20 protein-coding genes and 1 pseudogene are annotated in these 23,640 nt (G+C 73.4%); 7 read left to right on the top strand and 14 right to left on the bottom strand.

Annotated features, from left to right (window positions below):
- Window positions 1-22 precede the first annotated feature (22 nt).
- Complete coding sequence (locus tag OG730_RS30955) at window positions 23-634, bottom strand: hypothetical protein (RefSeq protein ID WP_327307317.1); 612 nt, start codon at window positions 632-634, stop codon at window positions 23-25.
- A 236-nt stretch (window positions 635-870) separates the two neighbouring features.
- Window positions 871-1,560, bottom strand: coding sequence for a nucleoside/nucleotide kinase family protein (locus OG730_RS30950; RefSeq protein ID WP_327307316.1), 690 nt, complete (start codon window positions 1,558-1,560; stop codon window positions 871-873).
- 92 nt (window positions 1,561-1,652) lie between these two features.
- On the opposite strand from OG730_RS30950, the gene OG730_RS30945 reads away from it, so the two are divergent.
- Complete coding sequence (locus tag OG730_RS30945) at window positions 1,653-3,098, top strand: WGR domain-containing protein (RefSeq protein ID WP_327307315.1); 1,446 nt, start codon at window positions 1,653-1,655, stop codon at window positions 3,096-3,098.
- 11 nt (window positions 3,099-3,109) lie between these two features.
- Here the strand turns inward: OG730_RS30945 and OG730_RS30940 are convergent, their stop codons facing one another.
- Window positions 3,110-3,499 (bottom strand): cupin domain-containing protein, encoded by a 390-nt coding sequence (locus OG730_RS30940; RefSeq protein WP_327307314.1) that lies wholly within the window; start codon window positions 3,497-3,499, stop codon window positions 3,110-3,112.
- Window positions 3,500-3,641: 142 nt separating this feature from the next.
- On the opposite strand from OG730_RS30940, the gene OG730_RS30935 reads away from it, so the two are divergent.
- Entirely contained in the window at window positions 3,642-4,325 is a 684-nt protein-coding gene (locus OG730_RS30935) for a DUF2293 domain-containing protein (protein ID WP_327307313.1), read from the top strand.
- Here OG730_RS30935 and OG730_RS30930 read toward each other — a convergent pair.
- Window positions 4,318-5,067 carry a chaplin family protein gene (locus OG730_RS30930; RefSeq protein WP_327307312.1) on the bottom strand — a complete coding sequence of 250 codons (750 nt, stop codon included), beginning with the start codon at window positions 5,065-5,067 and terminating at the stop codon, window positions 4,318-4,320. The two genes, OG730_RS30935 and OG730_RS30930, sit on opposite strands and share 8 nt — an antisense overlap.
- Before the next feature lie 127 nt (window positions 5,068-5,194).
- Here OG730_RS30930 and OG730_RS30925 point away from each other — a divergent pair, with 127 nt between their 5' ends.
- Complete coding sequence (locus tag OG730_RS30925; RefSeq protein WP_327307311.1) at window positions 5,195-5,740, top strand: hypothetical protein; 546 nt, start codon at window positions 5,195-5,197, stop codon at window positions 5,738-5,740.
- Here the strand turns inward: OG730_RS30925 and OG730_RS30920 are convergent.
- The 3 genes from OG730_RS30920 to OG730_RS30910 all read right to left on the bottom strand — a co-directional run bounded on the left by OG730_RS30920 (window position 5,721) and on the right by OG730_RS30910 (window position 11,559).
- The gene (locus tag OG730_RS30920; protein WP_327307310.1) at window positions 5,721-6,929 is read right to left on the bottom strand and encodes an SWIM zinc finger family protein; all 1,209 of its coding nucleotides are present in this window, start codon (window positions 6,927-6,929) and stop codon (window positions 5,721-5,723) included. The genes OG730_RS30925 and OG730_RS30920 overlap by 20 nt on opposite strands.
- The gene (locus OG730_RS30915; protein WP_327307309.1) at window positions 6,926-9,802 is read right to left on the bottom strand and encodes an SCO1167/SCO6262 family helicase; all 2,877 of its coding nucleotides are present in this window, start codon (window positions 9,800-9,802) and stop codon (window positions 6,926-6,928) included. The genes OG730_RS30920 and OG730_RS30915 overlap by 4 nt, the downstream gene beginning before the upstream one ends.
- Window positions 9,803-10,215: 413 nt before the next feature.
- Window positions 10,216-11,559, bottom strand: a complete 1,344-nt coding sequence (locus tag OG730_RS30910; RefSeq protein WP_327307308.1) for a helix-turn-helix domain-containing protein — start codon at window positions 11,557-11,559, stop codon at window positions 10,216-10,218.
- Between the two features lie 141 nt (window positions 11,560-11,700).
- Between OG730_RS30910 and OG730_RS30905 the strand changes: the two genes are divergently transcribed.
- Together OG730_RS30905 and OG730_RS30900 are read left to right on the top strand one after the other, a co-directional pair.
- Window positions 11,701-12,330 carry a hypothetical protein gene (locus tag OG730_RS30905; RefSeq protein WP_327307307.1) on the top strand — a complete coding sequence of 210 codons (630 nt, stop codon included), beginning with the start codon at window positions 11,701-11,703 and terminating at the stop codon, window positions 12,328-12,330.
- A gap of 71 nt (window positions 12,331-12,401) precedes the next feature.
- Complete coding sequence (locus OG730_RS30900; protein WP_327309493.1) at window positions 12,402-12,659, top strand: DUF6343 family protein; 258 nt, start codon at window positions 12,402-12,404, stop codon at window positions 12,657-12,659.
- A 109-nt stretch (window positions 12,660-12,768) separates the two neighbouring features.
- Here the strand turns inward: OG730_RS30900 and OG730_RS30895 are convergent, their stop codons facing one another.
- The 6 genes and pseudogenes from OG730_RS30895 to rpsA form a co-directional block, all read right to left on the bottom strand.
- Entirely contained in the window at window positions 12,769-13,860 is a 1,092-nt protein-coding gene (locus tag OG730_RS30895) for an IS630 family transposase (protein ID WP_327307306.1), read from the bottom strand.
- 66 nt (window positions 13,861-13,926) lie between these two features.
- Window positions 13,927-14,322, bottom strand: a complete 396-nt coding sequence (locus OG730_RS30890) for a tetratricopeptide repeat protein (protein ID WP_327309492.1) — start codon at window positions 14,320-14,322, stop codon at window positions 13,927-13,929.
- Between the two features lie 156 nt (window positions 14,323-14,478).
- A pseudogene (locus tag OG730_RS30885) lies at window positions 14,479-15,216 on the bottom strand (alpha/beta hydrolase); the annotation flags it as partial.
- Window positions 15,217-15,570: 354 nt separating this feature from the next.
- Window positions 15,571-16,179: a dephospho-CoA kinase gene (coaE, locus tag OG730_RS30880; protein WP_327307305.1), complete on the bottom strand. Its 609-nt coding sequence runs from the start codon at window positions 16,177-16,179 to the stop codon at window positions 15,571-15,573.
- A gap of 67 nt (window positions 16,180-16,246) precedes the next feature.
- The gene (locus OG730_RS30875) at window positions 16,247-17,185 is read right to left on the bottom strand and encodes a PAC2 family protein (RefSeq protein ID WP_327307304.1); all 939 of its coding nucleotides are present in this window, start codon (window positions 17,183-17,185) and stop codon (window positions 16,247-16,249) included.
- Window positions 17,186-17,402: 217 nt separating this feature from the next.
- On the bottom strand, window positions 17,403-18,923 hold the full coding sequence (gene rpsA, locus OG730_RS30870; protein ID WP_327307303.1) for a 30S ribosomal protein S1: 1,521 nt from the start codon (window positions 18,921-18,923) through the stop codon (window positions 17,403-17,405).
- A 358-nt stretch (window positions 18,924-19,281) separates the two neighbouring features.
- Between rpsA and OG730_RS30865 the strand changes: the two genes are divergently transcribed.
- Together OG730_RS30865 and hrpB are read left to right on the top strand one after the other, a co-directional pair.
- Window positions 19,282-20,130: a class I SAM-dependent methyltransferase gene (locus tag OG730_RS30865; RefSeq protein ID WP_327307302.1), complete on the top strand. Its 849-nt coding sequence runs from the start codon at window positions 19,282-19,284 to the stop codon at window positions 20,128-20,130.
- A gap of 4 nt (window positions 20,131-20,134) precedes the next feature.
- Window positions 20,135-22,669 (top strand): ATP-dependent helicase HrpB, encoded by a 2,535-nt coding sequence (hrpB, locus tag OG730_RS30860; RefSeq protein WP_327307301.1) that lies wholly within the window; start codon window positions 20,135-20,137, stop codon window positions 22,667-22,669.
- Here hrpB and OG730_RS30855 read toward each other — a convergent pair.
- Window positions 22,659-23,636: a cell envelope lipid trafficking protein PgfA gene (locus OG730_RS30855; protein ID WP_327307300.1), complete on the bottom strand. Its 978-nt coding sequence runs from the start codon at window positions 23,634-23,636 to the stop codon at window positions 22,659-22,661. The two genes, hrpB and OG730_RS30855, sit on opposite strands and share 11 nt — an antisense overlap.
- Window positions 23,637-23,640: the final 4 nt, after the last annotated feature.

The raw sequence follows: 23,640 nt of genomic DNA, 5'->3' as shown, positions 1-23,640 counted from the left end.
CCGTACGGCCGCGCCTGGGGTGTTACGACGTGTACTGCTGGTCCATCCAGTCGATCACGCCCGCGGAGTCCAGGTGGTAACGGAAGACGCGGCCCTGGTTCGGGTGGGCGATCAGCCAATCGATGAGCTGCTGGAGCGTGATCGGCTGGCTCAACGGGCTGGCGACGATGGGGGTGACGGCCGTGATCTTGGCATCCTCGGCGATGTTGAGGAAGGTCTCCTTGCCCACGGTCTCGAAGGGGGCGGCGTCCATGCCGGGGGCGGCGCAGCCCCAGTTGCCGTGCTTGATGATCAGGCTGTGGACCCCGCCCTCGGGGGTGTAGCGGTAGACGGCCACCTCGTCGGGCGAGATCGGCATCTTGTGGTCGCAGGTGGAACCGGGCGCCGGGGGCTTCTTGGTACCCGCCGGGGTGGCGGACGAAGTCGTGGTCGGAGCGGGCTTCTTGGACGGGGCCGAGGACGGCGGCGCCGCGGCCGACGCGGAGGCCGACGCGGAGGCGGTGGCCGTGGCCGGCGCGCTGACGGTGGGGCTCGCGGGGCTTCCCGGCGCACCGGCCTCGTCGTCGCCGTTGCACGCCGTCAGGACCAGCGTCCCGCACAGGGCCAGCGCGGCGAGCGCCGCCTGCGTGCGCATCCGTCTCTCGTTCCGAACCACCGTGCCGTGTCCGTGCATTGACTGCATCGCCTTCTCCCTCTGCCAAGGCGCCACCGGGGTGGCCGCCGTCGAAGCGTGCCGTCAACGTAGCGCGCGGTTCCGGCCGGAGCGATGGCCGGAACCGATCGTCACCGTGCCGGAATCCCCCTGTTGCGCTTCCCGGACCTCCGTGACCGGGCGGGGGTACGCGGAGCCGCGCCCGGCGGCCCGCGGAGTCAGCCGGTGCGCTCCGCGCGCACCCCCGTCCAGGCCGGGTGGCGCGGATCGTCGGCCCGGACCAAGGCGTCGGCCCGGTCCGCCGGGCCGGTCTCGGCCTCATAGCGCGCGAAGGCGGGGAGGGTCCAGCGGGCGGACTCCTCGGTACGCCGGGCGAGCGCGCCCGGGGACAGGCCGATGTGGACGGTGAGGTCGAAGGGGAACCAGTGGCCCAGCAGCAGCGGGCCGTGCACGATCAGCACGCCGCCGGGCGGGAGTTCGGCGTAGGGGCTGCGGGTGGCCCGGTCGGTGTCCGGGTCCCAGAGGTCGGGCAGCACCCGGCCGGTGCCGCCGGGGTCCGTCGGGCCGAACACCTCCCGCCAGAGCGCCCCGGTGTCGTACCAGCCGTCGAGGTAGGAGTCCACGTCCTCGCGGCCGAACTCGAAGCGGAGGGAGGCCGGGCGCAGGAAGCCCTCGGCCGCCACGACCAGGACCGGACGCCCGCGCGGGCGCAGCGCGTCGGCGAGTTCCGCCGCGAGCACGCCGGTGCGGGCGGCGGGCGCCCCGTCGATGCCCACCCGCCGCCAGGTGTCCGTGCCGGTGCCGGTGCCGGTGCCGATACCGGTATCGGCACCGGTATCGGTGTCGGTGTCGAGGTGACCGGCGAGCCGCTCGGCCATCCGCTGCCATGTGATCGCTTCCAGCTGCACCAGCCCATTGTCAGTGGTGGCCCCTAACGTTTTTCGAGAGGGATCACCGGCACACAGGGGGCCGGCGGCCCGGCCTTGGGGAGGGGTCTGTCATGGCTCGGGAGACGACATATCTGGAGCTGTCCCAAGAGGACGGCGGCGCCCACAAGTTCTACGAGGTCACCGTCGACGGCACCTCCGTCTCGGTGCGGTACGGGCGCATCGGCGCGGACGGCCAGCTGCAGAGCTCCTCCTTCCCGACCATCGAGAAGGCACGGGCGGCCGCCGCCAAGAAGGTCGGGGAAAAGGTCCGCAAGGGCTACGCCCCGGCGGTGGCGGGAGTCCGCGCGGCCCGGTCGGTGACGCGCCGCCAGGTGACCTCGACCCCGTCCACCGCACGCGCGGTGGCCCCGGTGCTGTGGCGGCTGCGTACGGGGTCCTCCGCCTTCGGGATCCACGTGGACGAGGACCGCTGCTGGGTCGGCAACCAGGCCGGAGACGTCTACACGGTCAGCCACGACGGCGAGGTGCTCGCCCGGTACTCGCTGCCGGACGGGGTGAAGTGCCTGGTGGCGGACGAGTTCTGGATCTATGCCGGCTGTGACGACGGCACGGTGTACGACCTGTCCTCGAAGGTGCCGTTCGGCGCGTACGACATCGCGGCCGACGTGGACATCTTCTGGCTGGACATCCGCGAGGGCGTGCTGAACGTGGCCGACCGCGACGGCGGGCTGACGGTCATCGACCACGAGGACGAGTTCCAGTGGTCGCGCCGCTCGGCCGGTACGAACGCGTGGATGGTGCGCGCGGACGAGCGGGCGGTCTACCACGGCCACGGCAAGGGGGTCACGGCCTACGCCCCTGACGGCGGGCGGGAGTTGTGGCACACGCAGACCGACGGGGCGGTGCTGTTCGGCTGGCAGGAGGACCACGCGGTGTACGCGGGGACCGGCCGCAACACCGTGCAGCGGCTGTCGAAGGCCACGGGCGCGCTGGAGGCCTCGTACCGGTGCGACGCGGCGGTCTACTCGTGCGCGACGTCGCCGGACGGCCGGCACGTCTTCGCCGGTGACCTCGCGTCGTCCGTGTACTGCTTCGACGCCGACGGGCGGCGGCTGTGGAAGCTGGGCACCGGCAGCGGGGCCGCGCTGTCGATGCAGTATCTGGACGAGCGGCTGTACCTGGTGACCACGGACGGTTCGCTGGTGTGCGTCGACGCGAGCGAGGCCGCGATCGCGGCCGCCCGGGAGGGGTCGGTCCCGACGGCCGTGGACGTGAAGTCGGCGGCCGCCCTGCCGGTGTTCACCCCCGCCGCCTCCCCCGCCGCGGTGGCGACGGTGTCGGTGGCCTCGGTGCCCGCGGGCGGTGTGGTCGTGGAGTGCGTGCAGCAGGGGCAGCGGATGCGCGTACAGGTGGTGTCGGGCGGGTTCGAGCCCTCATGGAACGTGCAGTTCCCGCGCGGGATACGGGAACCCGGCGCCCGGTACGTGGTGGACGGCCTGCACCCGGCGGCCGGAGGCTTCTACCGCGTGCGCGGGGAGATCCGCCGACTCGTCTGACCACACCACCCTCACCGCGTCCGCGTGGGGCACGCGCACGGCATGGCCCCGGGCGGGGCTTCGGCGGGCAGCGCGAAGGGGTCCCCCTCGGCGAGGGCCGCGGTCACGCAGAGCACGACCCGCTCGCTGCCGAGATTGCGGCCGAGGTGGACGTGGCGGCGGCCGGCCGGCTCGACGAAGCTGGTGCCGGTGCGGTGCACCTCGACCGTGCCGTCGCTCAGGATCCGGGTCAGGGTGCCGGACTTGACGACCGCTATCAGCGGGACGCGGTGGTAGTGCCAGCCGGTGCAGCCACCGGGCTCTATCGCGACCTCTCTCACCAGGAGGTCGGAGACCACCTCCGCTTTCGAACGCCGGCCCGCAGTCCTCGGGCGCCCGGCCGTCGCCTGCCGTCCAGCCATGTTTCCCCCTCCTCCATGGACCGGCGGCGGCCCACTCGACTCAAGGTAGGAGGACACCATGAGGTCAGGGAAGACTCTGTGAAACCGCAAGTATCCATTCCTACAAGGTGATATACGGCCTGAATGGCGGTATCACTCCGACATGAGCCTGGTCGTTTTCGAGTCGACGAAGCAGATCCACTGCGCGGAGTGCCGCCAGGGACCACTGCGCCGTCTCGTCCGCGAGACCGGAGTGCCCCGCTGCCTGGACTGCGCCGACCTCGGACACCTCGTCTACCTGCCGCGCGGCGACACGGCCCTCACCCGACGGGCCCACGAGGCCAGTTCGCTGTCGGCCGTCGTGGTTCGCTTCCACCGGCGCCGCCGCCGCTACGAGCGCCTCGGAATCCTCGTCGAGGACGCCGCCCTCGACCGCGCCGAGCGCGCCTGCCTCGCGGACGCCGAGGCGCGGGCCCGCCGCCGGGAGCGCGACCGGCTGCGCCGGGCGGCCGAGGACACCCGGTTCACGGCGGCCTTCGCCGCCGAGATCCTGCGTCTGTTCCCCGGCTGCCCCGCCGACCGGGCCCGGGCCATCGCCGCGCACGCCTCGGTGCGCGGCAGCGGCCGGGTCGGCCGTAGCGCGGCCGGCCGGGCCCTCGACCCGCCCGCCGTGTACGCGGCGGTGCGGGCGGCCGTACGGCACCTCGACACCGAGTACGACGCCCTGCTGATGGCGGGCGTACCGCGGTTCGCGGCCCGGGCCCGGCTGGGGCCCGGGATCGACGCGATCCTGGACGGCTGGCGGGCACCCTCCGCCGCTCCCGGCCGTTCCGCGCGGGCTAGTTGAGCCGGAACCGGCGGTAGAGGAGCATTCCGCCGAGCAGCATGGCACCGCCGCCGGACAGCAGGTAGCCGACGTCCTCGGACCCGGTGTGGGCGAGCGCCGAGGGGTGGTCGCGCGGCGGGGCCGGCGGGGTGACCGGCCGCACGGCGACGGGCGGCCGGACCGGCGGCTGGACGGGCTTGCCTACGACCGGGGTCGAACCGTTGACGGAGGTGTTGCCCACGGAGGGGTTGCCGACGCCGACGACGCCCACCGAGTTGCCGCTGATGTTGAGCGGCACCTCGACGGGGAGCTGGAGACCGTTGCCGGACAGTAGCCCCGGAGAATCCTTTCCGCGCCCATCGGCCACCGCACCGCGTCCGGGCCCGCCATGCCCGCCGTCGCCGCCGTGCCCGCTCGGGCCGCCGTTCCCCGCACCGTTTCCGGCGCCGGGTTTCGAAGGGTGGGAGGGGTTCGGCCCGGGATGGCCCGGCTGCCCCGGATTCCCGCCGCCCCGGGAGGCGTTGGCGCACCGGTTCCCGGCGGCCGGATTGAGGAGGCCGACCACGTTCACGGTGTTCCCGCACACGTTCACCGGGGCCTGCACCGGCAGTTGCAGCAGATTCCCCGACAGCACCCCCGGCGAGCCCACGGCCTGCCCGCCCGCCTCCGCGTCGGCGAAGGCGAAGCCACCCGCACCCGCGACCGCGAGTCCACCCCCCGCAACCACCGCCGCGATCAAGCCATTCCGACGACTGTGACGCATCAGATTTCCTGCCTTCCGGAAGGGTCCACGGGCGTTGCACCCGTACCGGAAACAACGCCGTAACCCCATTCGGGTTATAGCGCCGGTAGGCATTTCACTCCATCGTGTACTGGGTAATCCCTACTTCATGACTCGCCCGTTGCTCCTCCTCGACGTGGACGGCCCTCTCAACCCCTTCCGGTCCCGCCTCGCCGGGCTCCGCGGATACACCAGCCACCGGATGCGTCCGAGCATCTGGCTGTCCTACCGCGCACCGGAATCCCGCAGTGCCCGGCGCGGCGTGCGGGTGCGCCTGCATCCCACCCACGGCGCCCGGTTGCTGGCCCTGCCCTACGACCTCGCCTGGGCCACCGCCTGGACGCACGAGGCCAACACCCTGATCTCCCCGCACATCGGACTACCGGCTGATCTTCCTGTCATCGAATGGCCGGAACCCTTCGGCCGCGACCCCGACGGCCTCTTCTGGAAGACGCGCCCCCTCCTGGAATGGGCGGCCGGCCGCCCCTTCGCCTGGGTCGACGACCTGATCACACCCCGGGACCGCGCCTGGGTCGCCGCCCACCACCCGGCCCCCGCCCTGCTCCTGCGCATCCACCCCCGCCACGGCCTGCGCCCGCAGGACTTCGCCACCCTGGACCGCTGGGCGGCCGGGCTCAGCCCAGCAGGGCCGTGACCGGATCCGGGGAGGCCGGGCGGCCCGTGGGCCACCAGTCGTCGTCGCCCAGGCGGTTCTCGTAGGAGTACCAGAGGGCGTCCCGGCCGAGCCGGAGCTGCTGGTAGGAGCCCGTGAGCCGGTTCCGGTCGGGGCGGAACGAGCCCTGGGCGGCGGCGAGGAGGGCCGGGCGGGCCCGGTCGAAGGGGCCGGCGGGCGGGTCCCAGGGCTCTTCGAGGGTGAGCAGGGCGGGCAGACCGCCCTGACGCCAGGCGGCGGCCCCCCGGGCCAGGTCGGTGGTGCCGCGTCCCGTGGCGCGGGCCAGCTCGCGGTAGAGGGCGCGGGTGGCGCCGGTCAGCCCGGCCGTGGGATGGGCCGAGGCCAGCCGGACGGCGTCCTGCCAGCGGCTCAGCCCGGCCATCGGATCCTCACCGGTGCGCAGGAGCGCCAGGGCGCGGGCGGCCGCGTCCGCGGCGAGCTGGTCCAGGGCCAGCGGGTCCGGTGCCGCCGGGTCGGACGGGTACGCGGGCGGCATTCCCACGGCGGACGGGACCGGCAGCGGAGCGGGCAGCGGGGGCAGGACGGTGCGGACGAGCGCGGCACGGGCCGCGACGCCGGGGAAGTCCGGTGCCCCGTCGGGCTGTTCGCGGGCGGCGTGGGCGGCGTTGCGGCGGGTGAGCTCCTCCAGCAGCTCCCGCTCACCGCGCCCGCGCAGCAGGAGCAGCACGAACGGGTCGGCGTCCAGGAGCCGGGCCGCGCGGTAGCACAGGGCCGCGGCGTGCTTGCAGGGCGGACGGCCCACGTCCGGGCAGGAACAGCGCGGCACCAGCTCCCCGGCGCCGGGCAGGACCGACTCGGAGAGGGACTCGGGGACCTCGCGCTCCAGCAGCGCGGCGAGCGCCGTCGGGTCGGCCACGACCGATTCCAGCAGCTCGCGCCACTCGGCGTCCGAGAAGGCGGGCAGGGACAGTTCGGTGCGGTACGGCCGCGGCCGGCTGCCCCGTACGTAGGCCACGATCCGGCCCGGGGTGATGGTGACGGCGTCGACGTGCCCCTCGGCGGCGTACGTCCTGCCCCGGATCAGACGGGCGTCGTCGCGGGCCACCGCCTCCAGGGCGCAGACCCAGGCCCGGCCCCACCAGCTGACGGCCTCGACGCCCGGCGGCACGGTCTCGAAGGTGCGGCGGCGGTCGTCGCGTGCGGTGATCATCCGGGCCTGCGCAGGGAGACGAGGTCGGCCAGTTCGCGGTCGGTGAGCTCGGTCAGCGCCGTCTCGCCGGAGCCGAGGACGGCGTCGGCCAGGGCCCGCTTCGCCTCCAGCATCTCGGCGATGCGGTCCTCGACGGTGCCTTCGGCGATGATCCGGTGGACCTGGACGGGCTGGGTCTGGCCGATGCGGTAGGCGCGGTCGGTGGCCTGTTCCTCGACGGCCGGGTTCCACCAGCGGTCGTAGTGGATGACGTGCCCGGCCCGGGTCAGGTTGAGGCCGGTGCCGGCCGCCTTGAGGGAGAGCAGGAACACGGGCACCTCGCCCGCCTGGAAGCGGTCCACGAGCTCCTCGCGACGCGGCACGGGCGTGCCCCCGTGCAGGAGTTGGTGGGAGATCCCGCGCGCGGTCAGATGGCGCTCGATGATGCGGGCCATCGTCACGTACTGCGTGAAGACCAGCACCGAGCCGCCCTCGGCCAGGATCGTGTCGAGCAGCTCGTCGAGCAGGGCCAGCTTCCCGGAACGGTGCGCGATCCGGGGCTCGGCCTCTTTCAAATACTGGGCGGGGTGGTTGCAGATCTGCTTGAGCGAGGCCAGCAGCTTCATGATCATGCCGCGCCGCTCGATGCCCTCGCTCGCCCCGATCACCGCCATCGCCTCGTCCACCGCCGCCTGGTAGAGGGAGGCCTGCTCGCGGGTGAGGGACACGGGGTGGTCGGTCTCCATCTTCGGCGGCAGTTCGGGCGCGATCCCGGGATCGGACTTCTTGCGCCGCAGCAGGAACGGCCGGACCAGCGCGGCCAGTCGGGCGACCGCGGCCTCGTTGCCCCCGTCCTCCTCCGTCTGGTGCTCCACGGGCCGGGCGTGCCGGGCCCGGAACGCGGTGAGCGGGCCGAGCAGTCCGGGCGTGGTCCAGTCGAGGAGCGCCCACAACTCGGAGAGGTTGTTCTCCACCGGGGTGCCGGTCAGCGCCACCCGGGCGGGCGCCGGGATCGTGCGCAGCGCCTTCGCGGTCGCCGAGTGCGGGTTCTTGACGTGCTGGGCCTCGTCCGCGACGACCATGCCCCAGGGCTGTTCGGCCAGCCGGGCCGCTCCCGCGCGCATGGTTCCGTAGGTGGTGAGGACGAATCCCCCGGTGCCCTGGCCGGTCAGCCCTTCGAGGCTGCGGCCGGCTCCGTGGAACCGGCGCACCGGCGTACCGGGGGCGAACCTCTCGATCTCCCGCTGCCAGTTCCCCAGCAGCGAGGCCGGGCAGACCACCAGCGTCGGCTCGGGGCGGTCGCGGTGCAGGTGGAGCGCGATCAGGGTGACGGTCTTGCCCAGGCCCATGTCGTCGGCGAGGCAGCCGCCGAGTCCGAGCGAGGTCATCAGGTCCAGCCAGGCCAGCCCGCGGGCCTGGTAGTCGCGCAAAGTGGCCTTGAGCCCGGCCGGCTGGGGCAGCGGGGCCAGCTCCCCGGTCAGCCGGTCCCGCAGGGCGGCCAGCGCCCCCACGGGCACCGCGGCCACCGGCTCCCCCTCGAACTCGACCTCGGCCGTCCCCGTCAGTACGGCCGCCAGCGCTTCCACCGGGTCCAGCAGACCCAGCTCCCGCTTGCGCGCCTTGCGCACCAGCTCCGGATCGACCCGAACCCACTGGTCGCGCAGCCGCACCACGGGCCGGTGGGCCTGCGCGAGCGCGTCCATCTCGCCCGGGGTGAGCCGGTCCCCGCCGAGCGCCAGCTCCCAGGAGAAGGCGAAGAGGTGCTCGGCGTCGAAGAACGCGGTGCCGTCGGTGGCGGAACCGGGGGCGGTGGACCGTACGACCGCGGTCGCGGACAGCGTACGAGCCAGCTCGCGCGGCCAGTGGACCGGGACTCCGGCCTCCGCGAGCCGCGTCGCGGCGCGGCCCAGCAGGTCTTCCAGCTCGGGGTCCGAGAGGGCCAGCACATCGGGGACCGGCTGGTCCAGCAGCCGCAGCAGCGGCGGCCAGACCCGGGCCGCCCGGCGCAGCGCGAGCACCGCGTCGATCCGGGCACGGGGCCCGAAGCCGGCCGCGGCGGCGCCCGCCCAGAGCATCGCGGCGTCCGTGACCAGGGTCGGGTCGGCGAGGCTGTGCACCTGGACGACGGCGGCCCCGGCACGGCGCACGTCCTGCCCCGGCTCCGCCCCGCTCTCCGCCTCGTCGAAGAGGCGGAAGGAGGACAGGTCGAGGCGCAGCGAGATCCCGACTCCGGTGTCCGCGCCCGAGGCGACCTGCGCGGCCCAGTCCCGTATCCCCGGGACCTGCTGCGGTTCGCGGGCCGCGAAGGGGCGGCCCGCGGCGAAGGCCGCGGCGGGGGTCCGGGGCAGGCTGTCGGCGACGGCGTCGAGGAACGCCCGGACCAGTGCCTCCGGTTCGGGCAGCTGGAGCGGACGGCGGCCGGCGAGCGGCGTGGCGTACCCCTCGTGGGGCAGGGCGGCGGCGACCGCGCGCAGATGCGCGATGTCCTCGGCGTCCAGGGGCCCGGCCCGCCAGGCGTCGACCCCGTCGGGGGTCAGCCCGGGCAGCAGCCGGCCCCGCGCGGCGAGGGACAGCGCCTGGACCGCGGCGGTCCCCCAGGCACGGGTCGCGGGATGCGCGAAGGCCCCGCGGGCCGCGCGCACCAGTACGGGCAGGGCGGCGGTGACGGTCAGCGTGACGGCGGGCACCGTGCGGGTACGCACCCCCTCGCCGTGGGGCCGCACCACCTGAAGCGTGTCCGCGACGCCTTCGGCGGGCAGCGGGTCCCCGTCGGGCGCCCAGAACGCGATGCGGCTCTCGCGGGGCACGGCGGCGGGCAGGAACACGGCGGCGTGCCGAGACAGCACGGACCCGGCGCCCGCCGATTTCCCCGGCGCGCGCGACGTCGTCGGCATGTCCATCGTGTTCCCCCTCTCCTGCCCCGAGTCTAGGCGGGCCCACTGACAATCCCGCTGAGCTGCACGTTTCCCGGGACTCGGGAGCGAGCTCCCGCGGCGCGCTGGCCCGGCGGCGCGGTGGGCGGGCGGCGCGGTGGGCGGGCGGCGCGGTGGGCTGGCGGCGCGGTGGGCGGGTGCGGGTGCTGTGCCCTGCGGGGCCGTCCCCGACCCGCCCTTCGCCCGTTCCCCGGGCTGCGCCCGGACCCCCTGGGGCTCCGCCCCGGGGAACGGGCGAAGGGCGGGTAGGGGACTCCGCCCCGCAGGGCCGACCACCCGACCACCCACCGGCCCCCGCCGGACGGAGTCCCGCGCGGCGGGGCGAGCGACGCGTCAAGAGGGCGCCCGGCGCAGCCGACCGGCCGCGGAGCCGTTCAGCGGCCCCAGCGGCCGCGCTCGTGGGCGTAGCCGTAGACCGGGCGGTTCGAGGAGACGGCGGAGACGCGCCACGGGCGGCCGGACTCGTCGAGGCGGAGGGTGCCTGAGCCCTTGGGCCCGCTCCAGCGGAGGTCCAGGTACCAGTCGCAATCGCATCCGGTGCTGCTCGCCACCACCCGCAGGACGGCCGGTTCCGCGGCCGAGACCCTGAACGGGAAGGCGGGGGCCTCGATCTTCTCCCCCTCGTCGTTCCCGGCCACCGGCCGGGCCAGCGGGCGTGGCGCGTCCAGGTTGACGGTGAATCCGGCCGGGGTGAGCCCGCCCCCGCAGCCCTGCGACATCTGGTAGACGTTCCACGGCAGGGGCCCCCGTCGCGCGGCCACCCGTACCTCCAGGTCCTCCAGGACCACCGGGTCCGGACCCGTGCCCAGCAGGGTCACCTCCACGATCTGGGTCCCCGCGTGGACGGCCCCGCGCCCGGCCGCCCACGCGGCCGCGTCCGCCTCCACCGGTGGCGGGGGCACCGCCGAGGGTGCCTGCTCCGAGAGGTACGCGTGGTCGCAGCCCGCCGCCCACACGTGCGACCGTACGGCTGCCCGCAGGGGCGCGGCCGCGGGCGAGGGAGCGCCCGTCGGCGTGGGCCGCCCGGTCGGCGCTCCCGTCGACGCGCCCGCCGCCGGGCCGGTCCCGGTCGCCGTCGGGGTCGCCGCGGGCCCGGTCGCTCCCGACTCCGTCGGCACCGCCTCCGACGCTGGGCCGGTCGCCGTGGCCCCCGCCGGACCCGGACCCGTACCCGGAGCGGCCACCGTCGGTCCGGCCTGCGGTGCCCGGCGGTCCGCACCCGCGGGCGGAAGCCATCCGACGCCCACGGCCAGGGCCACGACCGCGGCCGCCGCCACCCCGGCCAGCAGCAGCGGGCGGCGCCCGGACCGGCGCGGCGCAGTCGCCGGCAAAGGCACCGGCAAAGGCACCGGCACCGGAGCTGCCGTCTCCGACTCCGGCTCCGCCCGGTCCGCCTCATCCGCGGGCTCCGCCTCCGCCTCCGCCTCCGCCTCCGTCACCGTGACCGCCCGCCGCCGCGCGTCCGCCAGCAGCCAGGCCCGGTGCAGTTCCACCGCCTCCGCCGGCGTCGCCGCGCAGGCCCGCGCGAAGCGGTCGACCGCCACGAACTCGGCGGGCAGCGCCTCACCGCTGCAGTACCGGTGCAGGGTCGACGTGCTCGTGTGGAGGGCGCGGGCGAGAGCTCCGTAGCTCTGCCCGCTCCGCTCCTTCAGTTCCCTCATCGACCGCGCGAACGCCTGCGCCTCGGCCGATCTCCCCGTCCCGGAGTTCCGTTCCATGCCAAGGATGTTCCCGCAGCTGGGGGTGCGTACGGCCGTTCCATTGTCCCGAGTTCGTCCCGAACCGTCGCCCCGGGCCCGGGCCGGGGTACAGCCTTCTCCAGACGCACACCATGACGAGCCTCACGGGGAGAACCGACCATGTTCCGACGCACCGCCCGGGCCACCCGCACCGCCGCCGCACTCGCGGCCACCGCGGCCGCCGCCACCGCCCTCGTCCTCACCGCCTCCACCACCTCCTCGGCCGCGGTCACCGCGCCCGGGTTCCTGGCCGGCGCCGACCTGCCCCCGCACCCCGGCTCCGCCTGGTACGCCGGGAAGGTCACCAAGGGGCTGCCCGAGTTCGCTCCGTTCTGCTTGGACGGCGTGCTGCCCGCCACCGGGAGCTGGTACCGCGACTTCTCCACCGAGTTCGACACGGGCGCGGTACAGGTGTCCGTGCGTACGTCCTCCAGCACCGCGGCCATCAAGCTCAAGGCGGCCCTGGAGCGCAAGGTGGCGGCCTGCGCCGCCGACTGGCTGCGCGAGACCCCGGGCGGAACGGCCTCCTGGCAGGACTACGGGAAGCTCAGCGTCGAGGAGGGCGCCCACGTCTACGGGGTGCACACCTCCATCCCGGAGTCCGAGCCCGGCGTGCACCTGTACGGCATCGGGCGCGACGGCTCCACCGTGACCGTAGTGAAGTGGGGGCAGATGGGCGACCTGAGCCACGCCCCCGTCACGGCCTTCAAGAAGACGACCGTGAAGGCCGTGAACAAGCTCAACCCCTGACGCGTCGCGCCCCCGGTGGGACCATGGAAGGGACCGAGAGCGGGGGCGAGGGCGTAGAGGCGGCGATGGCCATGCGCACCGGAAACGAGCCGGTGACCGCCCGCAGCGCGCTGCGGCTGCGGTTCTGGCTGAGCCTGTGGGGGCTGATCTGGTCCGGCGCCGGGGCGGCGGCGTTCTCGCTCGCCGCCCGGCCCGGATGGGCCGCGGCCTGCGCCGCCGTCGCCCTGCTCGCGGCCGTGGACCTGGCCGTGGTGCTCCGCCACATCCACCAGGGCCCGCACTACCAGCCGGGCCGCGAGGTCCCGCCGTACGAGCCCCCCGGCCGCTAGGGCCTGTCGTCAAACTCCCGCCTGCCGCGCGACGCCCGGCACGCGCTCTCGCCGCACCGGACGCCGCGCGGCCGCCCTTCGGGCGACGACGGGAGTTTGACGAAAGGCCCTAGTGACCTGAGTCAGAGATTCGGTGGCAGTAGGCGGCGACTTTGTCGAGGATCTCGTCGGCTGTCTTCGTCCAGACGAAGGGCTTGGGCTGGTCGTTCCAGTCGGCCAGCCATGAACGGATGTCGCGCTCGAGAGCCTGGACGGAGCGGTGGACTCCACGCTTGAGCTTCTTCTGGGTGAGCTCGGCGAACCACCGCTCCACCAGGTTCAGCCACGACGCACTCGTCGGTGTGAAGTGCAGGTGGAACCGCGGGTGTGCCAGCAGCCATTTCTTGATGTCCGGCGTCTTGTGGGTCGCATAGTTGTCGAGGATCAGATGGATCTGAAGATCCGCCGGCACTTCTTTGTCGATCTTGGCCAGGAACTTCTTGAACTCGGCGTCCCGGTGGCGGCGGTGGAGAGACCCGATGACCTTGCCGGTGGCGACCTCCAGGGCCGCGAAGAGGGTGGTTGTGCCGGCGCGGATGTAGTCGTGACTGCGGCGCTCTGGAACGCCAGGCATCATCGGCAGGACCGGCTGGGACCGGTCCAGGGCCTGGATCTGCGACTTCTCATCCACGCAGAGGACCAGAGCCTTCTCCGGCGGGTCCAGGTAGAGGCCGACCACGTCGCGGACCTTGTCGATGAACAGCGGGTCCGTCGACAGCTTGAACGTCTGCGAACGATGCGGAGCCAGCGCGAACGCCCGCCAGATCCTTGAGACCGTCGACTGCGACATTCCCGTGGCCGCGGCCATCGACCTCGTCGACCAGTGCGTCGCGTTCTTCGGCGTCTCTTCCAGTGTTTTGACGATCACCCGCTCGACATCAGCGTCGGTGATCTTCCGCGGGACACCCGGCCGCGGCTCGTCGCCCAGCCCGTCCAGGCCGTGCTCCAGAAACCGCCGCCGCCAGGTGCGGACCGTGTCCGGCGCGATCCCAAGCCGCCGCGAAACTTCCATCACCGAATGCCCGCCCGCGCACTCCAGCACGATCCGCGACCGCTGAGCCAGAGCCTGAGCTGTCGAACGACGACGTAACCAGCCCTCCAGCACAGCACGCTGGGCATCAGTCACCGACAACGGCGGAATCTTCGGACCGGGACGACTCATGCCGAACTAACGACAAACCTCAGACTCAGGTCACTAGACCGTCTCCTTCGGATCTTGCCGGGCCGGCTACTTCTCGAAGCGGGCCGCCGCCAGGTAGTCCGGCTGGGGGTCCAGGGCGGCCGCGAGGCGGAAGTGCTTGCGGGCCTGGTCCGGCCGGCCGGCGCGCTGGTGGGTGCGGGCCAGCGCGAAGTGGGCGAACGCGTTGTCCGGCTCCCGCTCCAGCACGATCTCGAACTCCAGCTCCGCCGGCCGCAATTGGGCGGCGGCGAAGAAGGCCCGGGCGCGCAGCAGCCGGGCCGCCGTGTTCTCCGGGTGGGCGGCTATGACCGAGTCGAGCAGCTTCACCGCACCGCGCGGGTCGCGCGCTGCGAGGAGCTGCTCCGCGGCCCGGTAGTCGATGACGTGCGTCTCGGGCGACGAGGACCGAGGGGGCGGCGGGAGCTGCGGCGTGGTGTCGGACACGGTCTGTTCCTTCCCTCTACAGGCGCGTTCAACGCCCCGCGCACCACCCGCTATTCCGTCAGCCGAGTCGCTCCCCGAGTTGGGCGTACAGCTCGGTGACGGCGGCGTCGGCGGCCGGGGAGACGGGGAGACGGGGAAGAGGTTGAGGAAGGTGTGGATCAGCCCGCCGTAGGTACGGGCGAAGACGTCCACGCCCGCGTCGGTGAGGGCCTCGGCGTAGGCGTTGCCCTCGTCGCGCAGGGGGTCGTACTGGGCGGTCCCGATGACCGCGGGGGCGAGGCCGGTGAACTTCTCGGCGCGCAGCGGGGAGACCCGGAAGGAGCCGCGGACGGCGGGGTCGTCGCCCGCGTAGAGGTGCTGGAGGTCCAGGACGTCCTGGGTGCGCAGGACGTAGCCGGTGGCGTTCTCGGTGCGCGAGGGGTGGTCGCCGACGAAGTCGGTGACGGGGGAGACCAGGAGTTGCGCGGCGAGGGGCCGTCCTTCGTCGCGGAAGGCGAGGGCGACGGCGGCGGCCAGGTTTGCTCCGGCGCTGTCACCGGCCACGGCGAGGCGGTCGCGGCGGCCGCCGTAGTCGTCGATGTGGTCGGCGACGTAGTGGGCGGCGGCGAGGCAGTCGTCATGGGCGGCGGGGAAGGGGTGCTCGGGGGCCAGGCGGTAGGCGACGGCGACGACCACGGCGTGCACGTCGCGGCACATCCGCCGGGTGACGTCGTCATGGGTGTCGAGGTCGCCGGTGAGCCAGCCGCCGCCGTGGAAGAAGACCACCGTGGGAACGGGTCCGTCCCGGTCGGGCCGGTAGACGCGTACGGGGATCGGCCCGGCGGGTCCGGGGACAGCTGTGTCCTGCACCGAGCCGACCTCGATCGGCTCCGACAGCGCGAGGCCCGCCCCCATCCGACGGTTCTCCTCGCGCACCGCCTCGGGGTCGGTGTCGATGATCCGGGGGGCGGGGTGGGCGTTGACCTGGTCGAGCAGGGCGGCGATGGACGGGGCGACGGGCATGCGCGGCACCTTTCTCCGGCGGGACGCGCCCAGAACGCTCGCGGGGCGGCGGTTGGGCTCCGCGTCTCGCATCGTCCGGTCACGCCGCGGGTGCCGCCACCGGAAGCCCGCCGCCGAGCTTGGCCCGCTGCCCTCGCGGGAGGGCGGCGCCGGTGGGAAACGGCTCCTGCCGCCCGTCACCGGTCAGCCATCACCCATAGCCCGTCACCCATAACCCGTCACACAGAGCCCGTCACACAGCGCCCGTCACGCCCCGGCGCCCGCCGCCCGCGCCGTGAGTTCCTCCCACACCTTGCGCACCTGCGGCTCCAGCGCCGCCAGCGGCCCGTCGTTGTCGATCACGAGCGTGGCCACGGCCAGCCGCTGTTCCCGCGTCGCCTGCGCGGCCATCCGGGCCCGGGCCTCCGACTCCTCCATGCCCCGCGGCCCCGTGAGCCGGGACAGCTGCGTGGCGGGCGCCGCGTCCACGACGACGACCAGGTCGTACAGCGGCGCGAGCCCGTTCTCCGCGAGCAGCGGTACGTCGTGCACCACGATCGCGTGGGGCCCCGCGGCGGCCTCCAGCTCGGCCGACCGGGCCCCGACCAGCGGGTGCACGATCGCGTTGAGGGTGCGCAGCTTCTCGGGGTCCGCGAACACGATCGACCCCAGCTTCGGCCGGTCCAGCCCGCCCTGCGGATTCAGTACGGACTCCCCGAAGGCTGCCACCACCGCCGCGAGCCCGGGCGTACCCGGCTCCACGACCTCCCGCGCGATCCGGTCGGCGTCCACGACGACCGCCCCGTACCCCGCCAGCAGCCGCGAGACCTCGCTCTTGCCGGCGCCGATTCCGCCTGTCAGGCCAACTTTCAACATGCCCGGCAGACTAACCCCCGCGCCCTGGGCCCCGTACGGGCCCCCGGCGTTCCGCCCCCGCCGTCCCTCAGCCCTCGCCCTCGCGCTCCGCCAGGAACCGCTCGAATTCGAGGCCGATCTCGTCCGCCGACGGAATCTCCGCGGGCTCCGCGATCATGTTGCCCCGGGTCTCGGCGCCGGCCGCCGCGTCGTACTGGTGCTCCAGCCCCTGCACCAGGCTGACCAGCTCCTCGTCGCCCTCCCGGATCTGCCGGTCGATCTCCGTCTGCGTGCGGTGCGCCTCGGTGCGCAGCGCGTGCGCGACCGACGGCAGGACCAGCCCCGTGGCGGCGGTGATCGCCTCCAGGGCGGTCAGCGCGGCGTCGGGATACGCGGAGCGCGCCACGTAGTGCGGTACGTGGGCGGCGACGCCCAGCACGTCGTGCCCGGCCTGACCGAGGCGGAACTCGACCAGAGACTCGGCGCTGCCGGGGACCTGCGCCTCGTCGAAGGGGCTGCGGTGGCCCGGCATGAGGTCGGTCCGGTTGCCGTGCGGGGTGATCCCGACGGGCCGGGTGTGCGGGACGCCCATGGGGATGCCGTGGAAGTTGACGGAGAGCCGCACGCCCAGGCGCTCGACGATCTGCCGGACGGCGACGGCGAAGCGCTCCCACTCCACGTCCGGCTCGGGGCCGGACAGCAGCAGGAAGGGCGCGCCCGTGGCGTCCTGGACGAGGCGCACTTCCAGCAGGGGCTCCTCGAACTCCGTCCAGTGGTCGCGCTGGAAGGTCAGCAGCGGACGGCGTGCCCGGTAGTCCACCAGGCGGTCCGCGTCGAACCGGGCCACGACCTGGTGGGGCAGCGAGTCGAGCAGCCGCTCGACGATCTGCTCGCCGGTCTCGCCCGCGTCTATGTACCCCTCGAAGTGGTAGAGCATGACCAGCCCGGCCGAGTCCTGGGCGAGCGCCAGGTCGGCCACCGCCAGGCCCTTGGCGTCCCATTCGTACAAACCCTGTGGATCAAGCACCGCCACCACTCCTCCTCCGCCGCGTTCTCTGGCAAGAACGTCCAAGGACCCGCGACCATTCCCCAGTTGACGGTATTCACCAGGCGGTGTTCACCGGAAGACGGCACATGCGGCTCCACGCCACAACACGGTGCCCCACAAGGCGGTAAGGCCCGCCCCCCAGAGGGGACGGGCCTTACCGGTGAAGATCAGCTCGGCTCGCGCCGTGCTGCTGCGATCAGCTCTGGCCGCCGGCCAGCTTCTCGCGGAGCGCGGCGAGGGCCTCGTCGGACGCCAGGGCGCCAGAGGTCTCGTCGGCACCCTCGGAGGAGTACGAACCACCCGAGATGCCCGCACCGGCGCTGCTGCTGCTGCTGCCCGCGGCCGGAGCGGCCGCACCCTCGGCAGCGGCGGCCTCGTCGGCCTCGCGGCTCTTGATGACCTGGGCCTGGTGCTGCTCGAAGCGCGTCTGCGCCTCGGCGTACTGGCCCTCCCAGGCTTCGCGCTGCTTGTCGAAGCCCTCGAGCCAGTCGTTGGTCTCGGGGTCGAAGCCCTCGGGGTAGATGTAGTTGCCCGCGTCGTCGTACGAGGCAGCCATACCGTAGAGGGTCGGGTCGAACTCGACCGAGGCCGGGTCGGCACCGAAGGACTCGTTGGCCTGCTTCAGGGACAGCGAGATCCGGCGACGCTCGAGGTCGATGTCGATGACCTTGACGAAGATCTCGTCGTTGACCTGGACGACCTGCTCCGGGATCTCCACGTGGCGCTCGGCCAGCTCGGAGATGTGGACCAGACCCTCGATGCCCTCGTCCACGCGGACGAACGCACCGAACGGAACCAGCTTGGTGACCTTACCCGGGACGACCTGACCGATCTGGTGCGTCCGGGCGAACTGCTGCCACGGGTCTTCCTGCGTCGCCTTCAGCGACAGGGAGACGCGCTCGCGGTCCATGTCGACGTCGAGAACCTCGACGGTGACTTCCTGGCCGACCTCGACAACCTCGGACGGGTGGTCGATGTGCTTCCAGGACAGCTCGGAGACGTGGACGAGACCGTCGACGCCACCCAGGTCCACGAAGGCACCGAAGTTGACGATCGAGGAAACGACGCCGGAGCGGACCTGACCCTTCTGCAGGGTGGTGAGGAACGTCTGGCGAACCTCGGACTGGGTCTGCTCGAGCCAGGCGCGGCGGGACAGGACCACGTTGTTGCGGTTCTTGTCCAGCTCGATGATCTTCGCCTCGAGCTCCTTGCCCACGTAGGGCTGGAGGTCGCGGACGCGACGCATCTCGACGAGAGAGGCCGGCAGGAAGCCGCGGAGGCCGATGTCCAGGATGAGACCACCCTTGACGACCTCGATGACGGTACCGGTGACGATGCCGTCTTCTTCCTTGATCTTCTCGATGGTGCCCCAGGCACGCTCGTACTGAGCGCGCTTCTTCGAGAGGATCAGGCGGCCTTCCTTGTCCTCCTTCTGGAGAACCAGGGCCTCGATCTCGTCGCCGACCTTGACGACCTCGTTCGGGTCGACGTCGTGCTTGATCGAGAGCTCGCGGCTCGGGATGACGCCTTCGGTCTTGTAACCGATGTCGAGGAGAACCTCGTCCCGGTCAACCTTGACGATAACGCCGTCGACGATGTCGCCATCGTTGAAGTACTTGATCGTCGCGTCGATCGCCGCGAGGAACGCGTCCGCGTCGCCGATGTCGTTGACCGCAACCTGCGGGGTGGTTGCGGTGGTCTCGGTGCTGCTCGTCATGTGGGTAAGGGCTCCGGTTACGGACAGAAAGTCGTAGGTACTGCTACGCCGGGAGCCCTTATCGGCATCTGCCGAAGAAGCCGGACAGCCAAGGAAGCCCCAGTTCCGCGAAATGCGGGGTGGGGGCCTCGAAAACCGAGGGGACATCGACAGATACAAGCGCAGCCTGCTAGGTCTGAGGAGCACAGGCTCGCAGCGCAACTTGTAGCATACGGGGGCAGCCGGACAGGGTCAATGCGCGAAGGCGCACACCCCGGGCGGATCACCGCACAACCGGCACAATTAACGGGCGGGCAGGCGCCGATGGCCCTGCCGGCCCGCTTTCCGCAGACATTCGCAGACTACGACGACGGGCCCCATGAACCAAGAGGACTGCGCCCCCGAAGAGGCGTACGAAGCCGGATCCGACGCCGAGGACGACTCCGAGGCCACGCGGCGTGACGCGGGGGAAGCGGAGAGCAGCCGGGCCAGCCGGGGCTGGTGGGACCGCAACGCCGACGAGTACCAGAGCGAGCACGGAGCGTTCCTCGGCGACGACCGCTTCGTCTGGGGCCCCGAGGGCCTGGACGAGGCGGAGGCCGCCCTGCTCGGCCCCGTCGCCTCCCTCAAGGGCAAGGACGTCCTGGAGATCGGCGCCGGCGCCGCCCAGTGCTCGCGCTGGCTGGCCGCCCAGGGCGCCCGCCCGGTCGCCCTGGACCTCTCCCACCGCCAGCTCCAGCACGCCCTGCGCATCGGCGAGGACGTCCCCCTGGTCGAGGCCGACGCGGGGCGCCTGCCCTTCCGCGACGGCTCCTTCGACCTGGCCTGCTCCGCCTACGGCGCCGTCCCCTTCGTCGCCGACCCCGTGAACGTCATGCGCGAGGTGCGCCGCGTCCTGCGCCCCGGCGGCCGCTGGGTCTTCTCCGTCACCCATCCCGTCCGCTGGGCCTTCCCCGACGAACCGGGCCCCGAGGGCCTGTCCGTCGCCGCCTCCTACTTCGACCGCACCCCCTACGTCGAGCAGGACGAACAGGGCCGCGCCGTATATGTGGAGCACCACCGCACGATCGGCGACCGGGTACGGGACGTGGTCGCGGGCGGCTTCCGCCTCCTCGACCTGGTCGAGCCGGAGTGGCCCGCCTGGAACAGCCAGGAGTGGGGCGGCTGGTCCCCGCTGCGCGGCAACCTCATCCCCGGTACGGCGATCTTCGTGTGCGAGCGGGACTGAGCCGGTGACGGGACAGCGCGCGATCCGCACGGCCGACCTCGACTCCCTTCCCGTACGGGAAGCCCTGCCCGCGCTCGTCTCGGCGCTGGACGCCCACGGGGCCGCCGTGCTCTGTGCCCCGCCGGGCACCGGCAAGACCACGCTGGTGCCCCTGGTGCTCGCGGGGCTCGTGGGCGGCGGGCCGCGCCGCCGGGTCGTGGTCGCCGAGCCCCGCCGGATCGCCGCCCGCGCGGCGGCCCGGCGGATGGCCTGGCTGCTCGGCGAGCAGGTCGGCGCCTCGGTCGGCTTCACGGTGCGCGGTGAGCGGGTGGTCGGTCCGTCCACCGTGATCGAGGTGGTCACCACCGGGGTGCTGCTCCAGCGGCTCCAGCGGGACCAGGAGCTCTCCGGGACCGACCTGGTGATCCTGGACGAGTGCCACGAGCGGCACCTGGACGCCGACACGGTCGCCGCCTTCCTCCTGGACGTACGGGAAAACCTGCGCCCGGAGCTGCGGCTCCTCGCGGCGTCGGCCACCACGGACGCGGCGGGCTGGGCACGCGTCCTGGGAGACGCCCCCGTCGTGGAGGCCGCCGGAATCTCCCACCCCGTGGAGACCGTGTGGGCCCCGCCGGCCCGCCCGGTGCGGCCGCCGCACGGGATGCGGGTGGATCCGGCGCAGCTGACGCACGTGGCCTCGGTGGTGCGGCGGGCACTGGCGGAACGTTCCGGCGACCTCCTGTGCTTCCTGCCCGGCGTCGGTGAGATCGCCCGGGTCGCCGGGCAGCTGGGCTCCGTCGACGCGGAGGTCCTCCAGATACACGGCCGCGCTCCGGCCTCCGTCCAGGACGCGGCGCTGTCCCCCGCCCCGCACCGCCGGGTCATCCTGTCCACCGCCGTCGCGGAGTCCAGCCTGACCGTGCCCGGCGTACGGATCGTCGTGGACTCGGGGCTGGCCCGCGAACCCCGGGTCGACCACGCCCGGGGTCTGGGAGCGCTGGCCACCGTACGGGCCTCCCGCGCGGCCGGCCGCCAGCGCGCGGGCCGGGCCGGGCGCGAGGCCCCGGGCACGGTGTACCGCTGCTGGGCCGAAGCGGAGGACGGACGGCTGTCCGCGTACCCCTCCCCCGAGATCCGGATCGCGGACCTCGCGCAGTTCGCCCTCCAGGCCGCCTGCTGGGGCGACCCGGACGCGACCGGCCTGGCCCTGCTGGATCCGCCGCCGGCCGGGGCCATGGCCGCGGCCCGCGAGGTGCTGCTCGCGGTGGGCGCCGTGTCCCCGGAAGGCCGGCCCACCCCGAGGGGGCTGCGGATGGCCCGGCTCGGCCTGCACCCGCGCCTCGCCCGCGCCCTCCTCGACGGCGCCGCCGCGCTGGGGCCCCGACGGGCCGCGGAACTGGTGGCCCTGCTCAGCGAGGAGCCGCCGCGGGAGTACGGGGACGACCTGGCCGCGGCCTGGCGGCGCGCCCTGGCGGGCGGCGACCCGTACGCCTCGCGCTGGCGCGCGGAGGCCAGGCGCCTGGAGCGCGCGGCGAAGGAGAGCAGCCCTGCGGGGCAGTCCCCCGCCCCGCCCCTTCCCGACGAGGCCGCCGCCGGGCTCGTCGCAGCCCTCGCCCACCCGGAGCGGGTGGCCAGGGCCAAGGGCCAGGGGGCCTTCCTCATGGCCTCCGGGACGGGGGCCGAGCTCGGCGAGGGGTCGGGGTTGCGCAGCGCGCCCTGGCTGGCCGTCGCAGTCGCCGACAGGCCCCCGCACTCCGCGTCCGCCCGCGTCCGGCTGGCCGCCCTCCTCGACGAGGACACCGCCCGAGAGGCCGCGGGCCATCTCTTCCGCGCGGGCGAAGAGGTCCACTGGGAGGACGGCGACCTCGTCGCCCGCTCCGTGGAACGGCTCGGTGCCATCGAGCTCGCCGAGCGCCCCCTGCGCAACCCCGACCGCGCCCTCGTCAGGGCCGCGCTGATCGAGGGCCTCCGCACCGAGGGGCTCGGCCTGCTGCGCTGGACCCCGGACTCACAGGCGCTGCGGGCCCGGCTCGGCTTCCTGCACCGCACGCTCGGCCCGCCCTGGCCCGACGTGGCGGACGACGCGGAGTTGCTGGAGCGGGCCGACGACTGGCTGGAGCCCGAGCTGTCGCGGGCCCGCCGCCGCTCCGACCTCGGACGGATCGAGGCCGGGCAGGCCCTGAACCGGCTGCTCCCCTGGGCCACCGGGGAGGCCGCCCGGCTCGACGAGCTGGCCCCGGAGCGGATCGAGGTGCCCAGCGGCTCCAGGATCCGCGTCGACTACGGCGCCGAGCACGGTCAGCCCGTACTCGCGGTCAAGCTCCAGGAGCTGTTCGGGCTGGCGCAGACCCCGCGGGTCGCAGGGGTGCCCGTACTCGTCCATCTCCTGTCGCCCGCCGGCCGGCCCGCCGCGGTCACCGCCGATCTGGCGTCCTTCTGGCAGGGCGGCTACCGCGCCGTCCGCGCCGAGCTGCGCGGCCGCTACCCCAAGCACCCGTGGCCCGAGGACCCGGCGACCGCCGAGCCCACCCGGCACACCAACGCCCGGCTCAAGCGGTGAACGGCTCCCCCTCGCGGGGGCGCCGGCCGCGGGCCTCCAGCCAGAGCGCGAGGGCGAAGAGCGCGAGCCCGCCGGCCGCCAGCCCGATCGGCGCGTACGTGTGCAGCGCCAGGACCATGGTCCGGTTCGATTTGACCAGGTCGACGGTGTAGTCGCTGTAGTCCTCGCGGATCTTCACGTGCCCGGCGAACACGGTGAGCTTCCCGTCGGGCGCGTTGCCCGCGATGCTCCCGCCGCGCATCTCCTGCTGGATCTCCTGCTCGGCGTTGACGGGCGCTCCGGTCACCGGGTCCACCCAGAACATCGCCTTGGTCGTGTACCAGAGGCTGGTTCCGGTGGTCTGCTCGAACGTCGCCGGGTCGATGGCCTCGATCGGCATCTTCTTCGGCAGCCCGACCTTCGTCCACGGCACGGTCTGCTCGAAGTAGTAGACGTCCATGCCCTTGAACTTGCGCGGACCCACGTAGTGGATCGGCGAGGAGGTACGGGTCTGCGCGTCGAAGTAGAGGTAGTCGCGCGGCTCGGTGAAGAACGGCCACTTGAACTCGATGCCCTCGCGCTTGACCGGATCCCCGTCCACGGCCTCGCCGGTGGCGTGCACCGGGTCCTGGCTGTGGGCGTCGAAGATATAGCGCTCGGGGATCTGGGAGACCATCTTCCCGTCCGGGCCCATGATGTGGGTCAAGGTGTCCCAGACCACGACGTCCTTGCCCGCGCTGGCCTCGATCTCCTTCGACGCCTCGACGTTGCCCTTGAGGGTCTGGACGATGGTGACCTTGTCGACCTTCTTCGGCTGCAGGGTGGAGTAGTCGACTAGGGTCGCGTCCTTGGCCTCCAGCACCATCTCCTGGTACTGGTTCGGCGGGATCTTCGCGAGCTTGGGGTACGCGTACCAGCGCAGCAGCGGTGCGAGGGCTGCACAGAACACGGCTACGGCTAGCAGGACGAGGCTTGCTCTGCGTCGCATGGCC

This window comes from Streptomyces sp. NBC_01298 (assembly GCF_035978755.1).
GTDB lineage: Bacteria > Actinomycetota > Actinomycetes > Streptomycetales > Streptomycetaceae > Streptomyces.
Note: the sequence above shows the minus strand (reverse complement) of the source record. Positions and strands in the feature narration are given on the sequence as shown.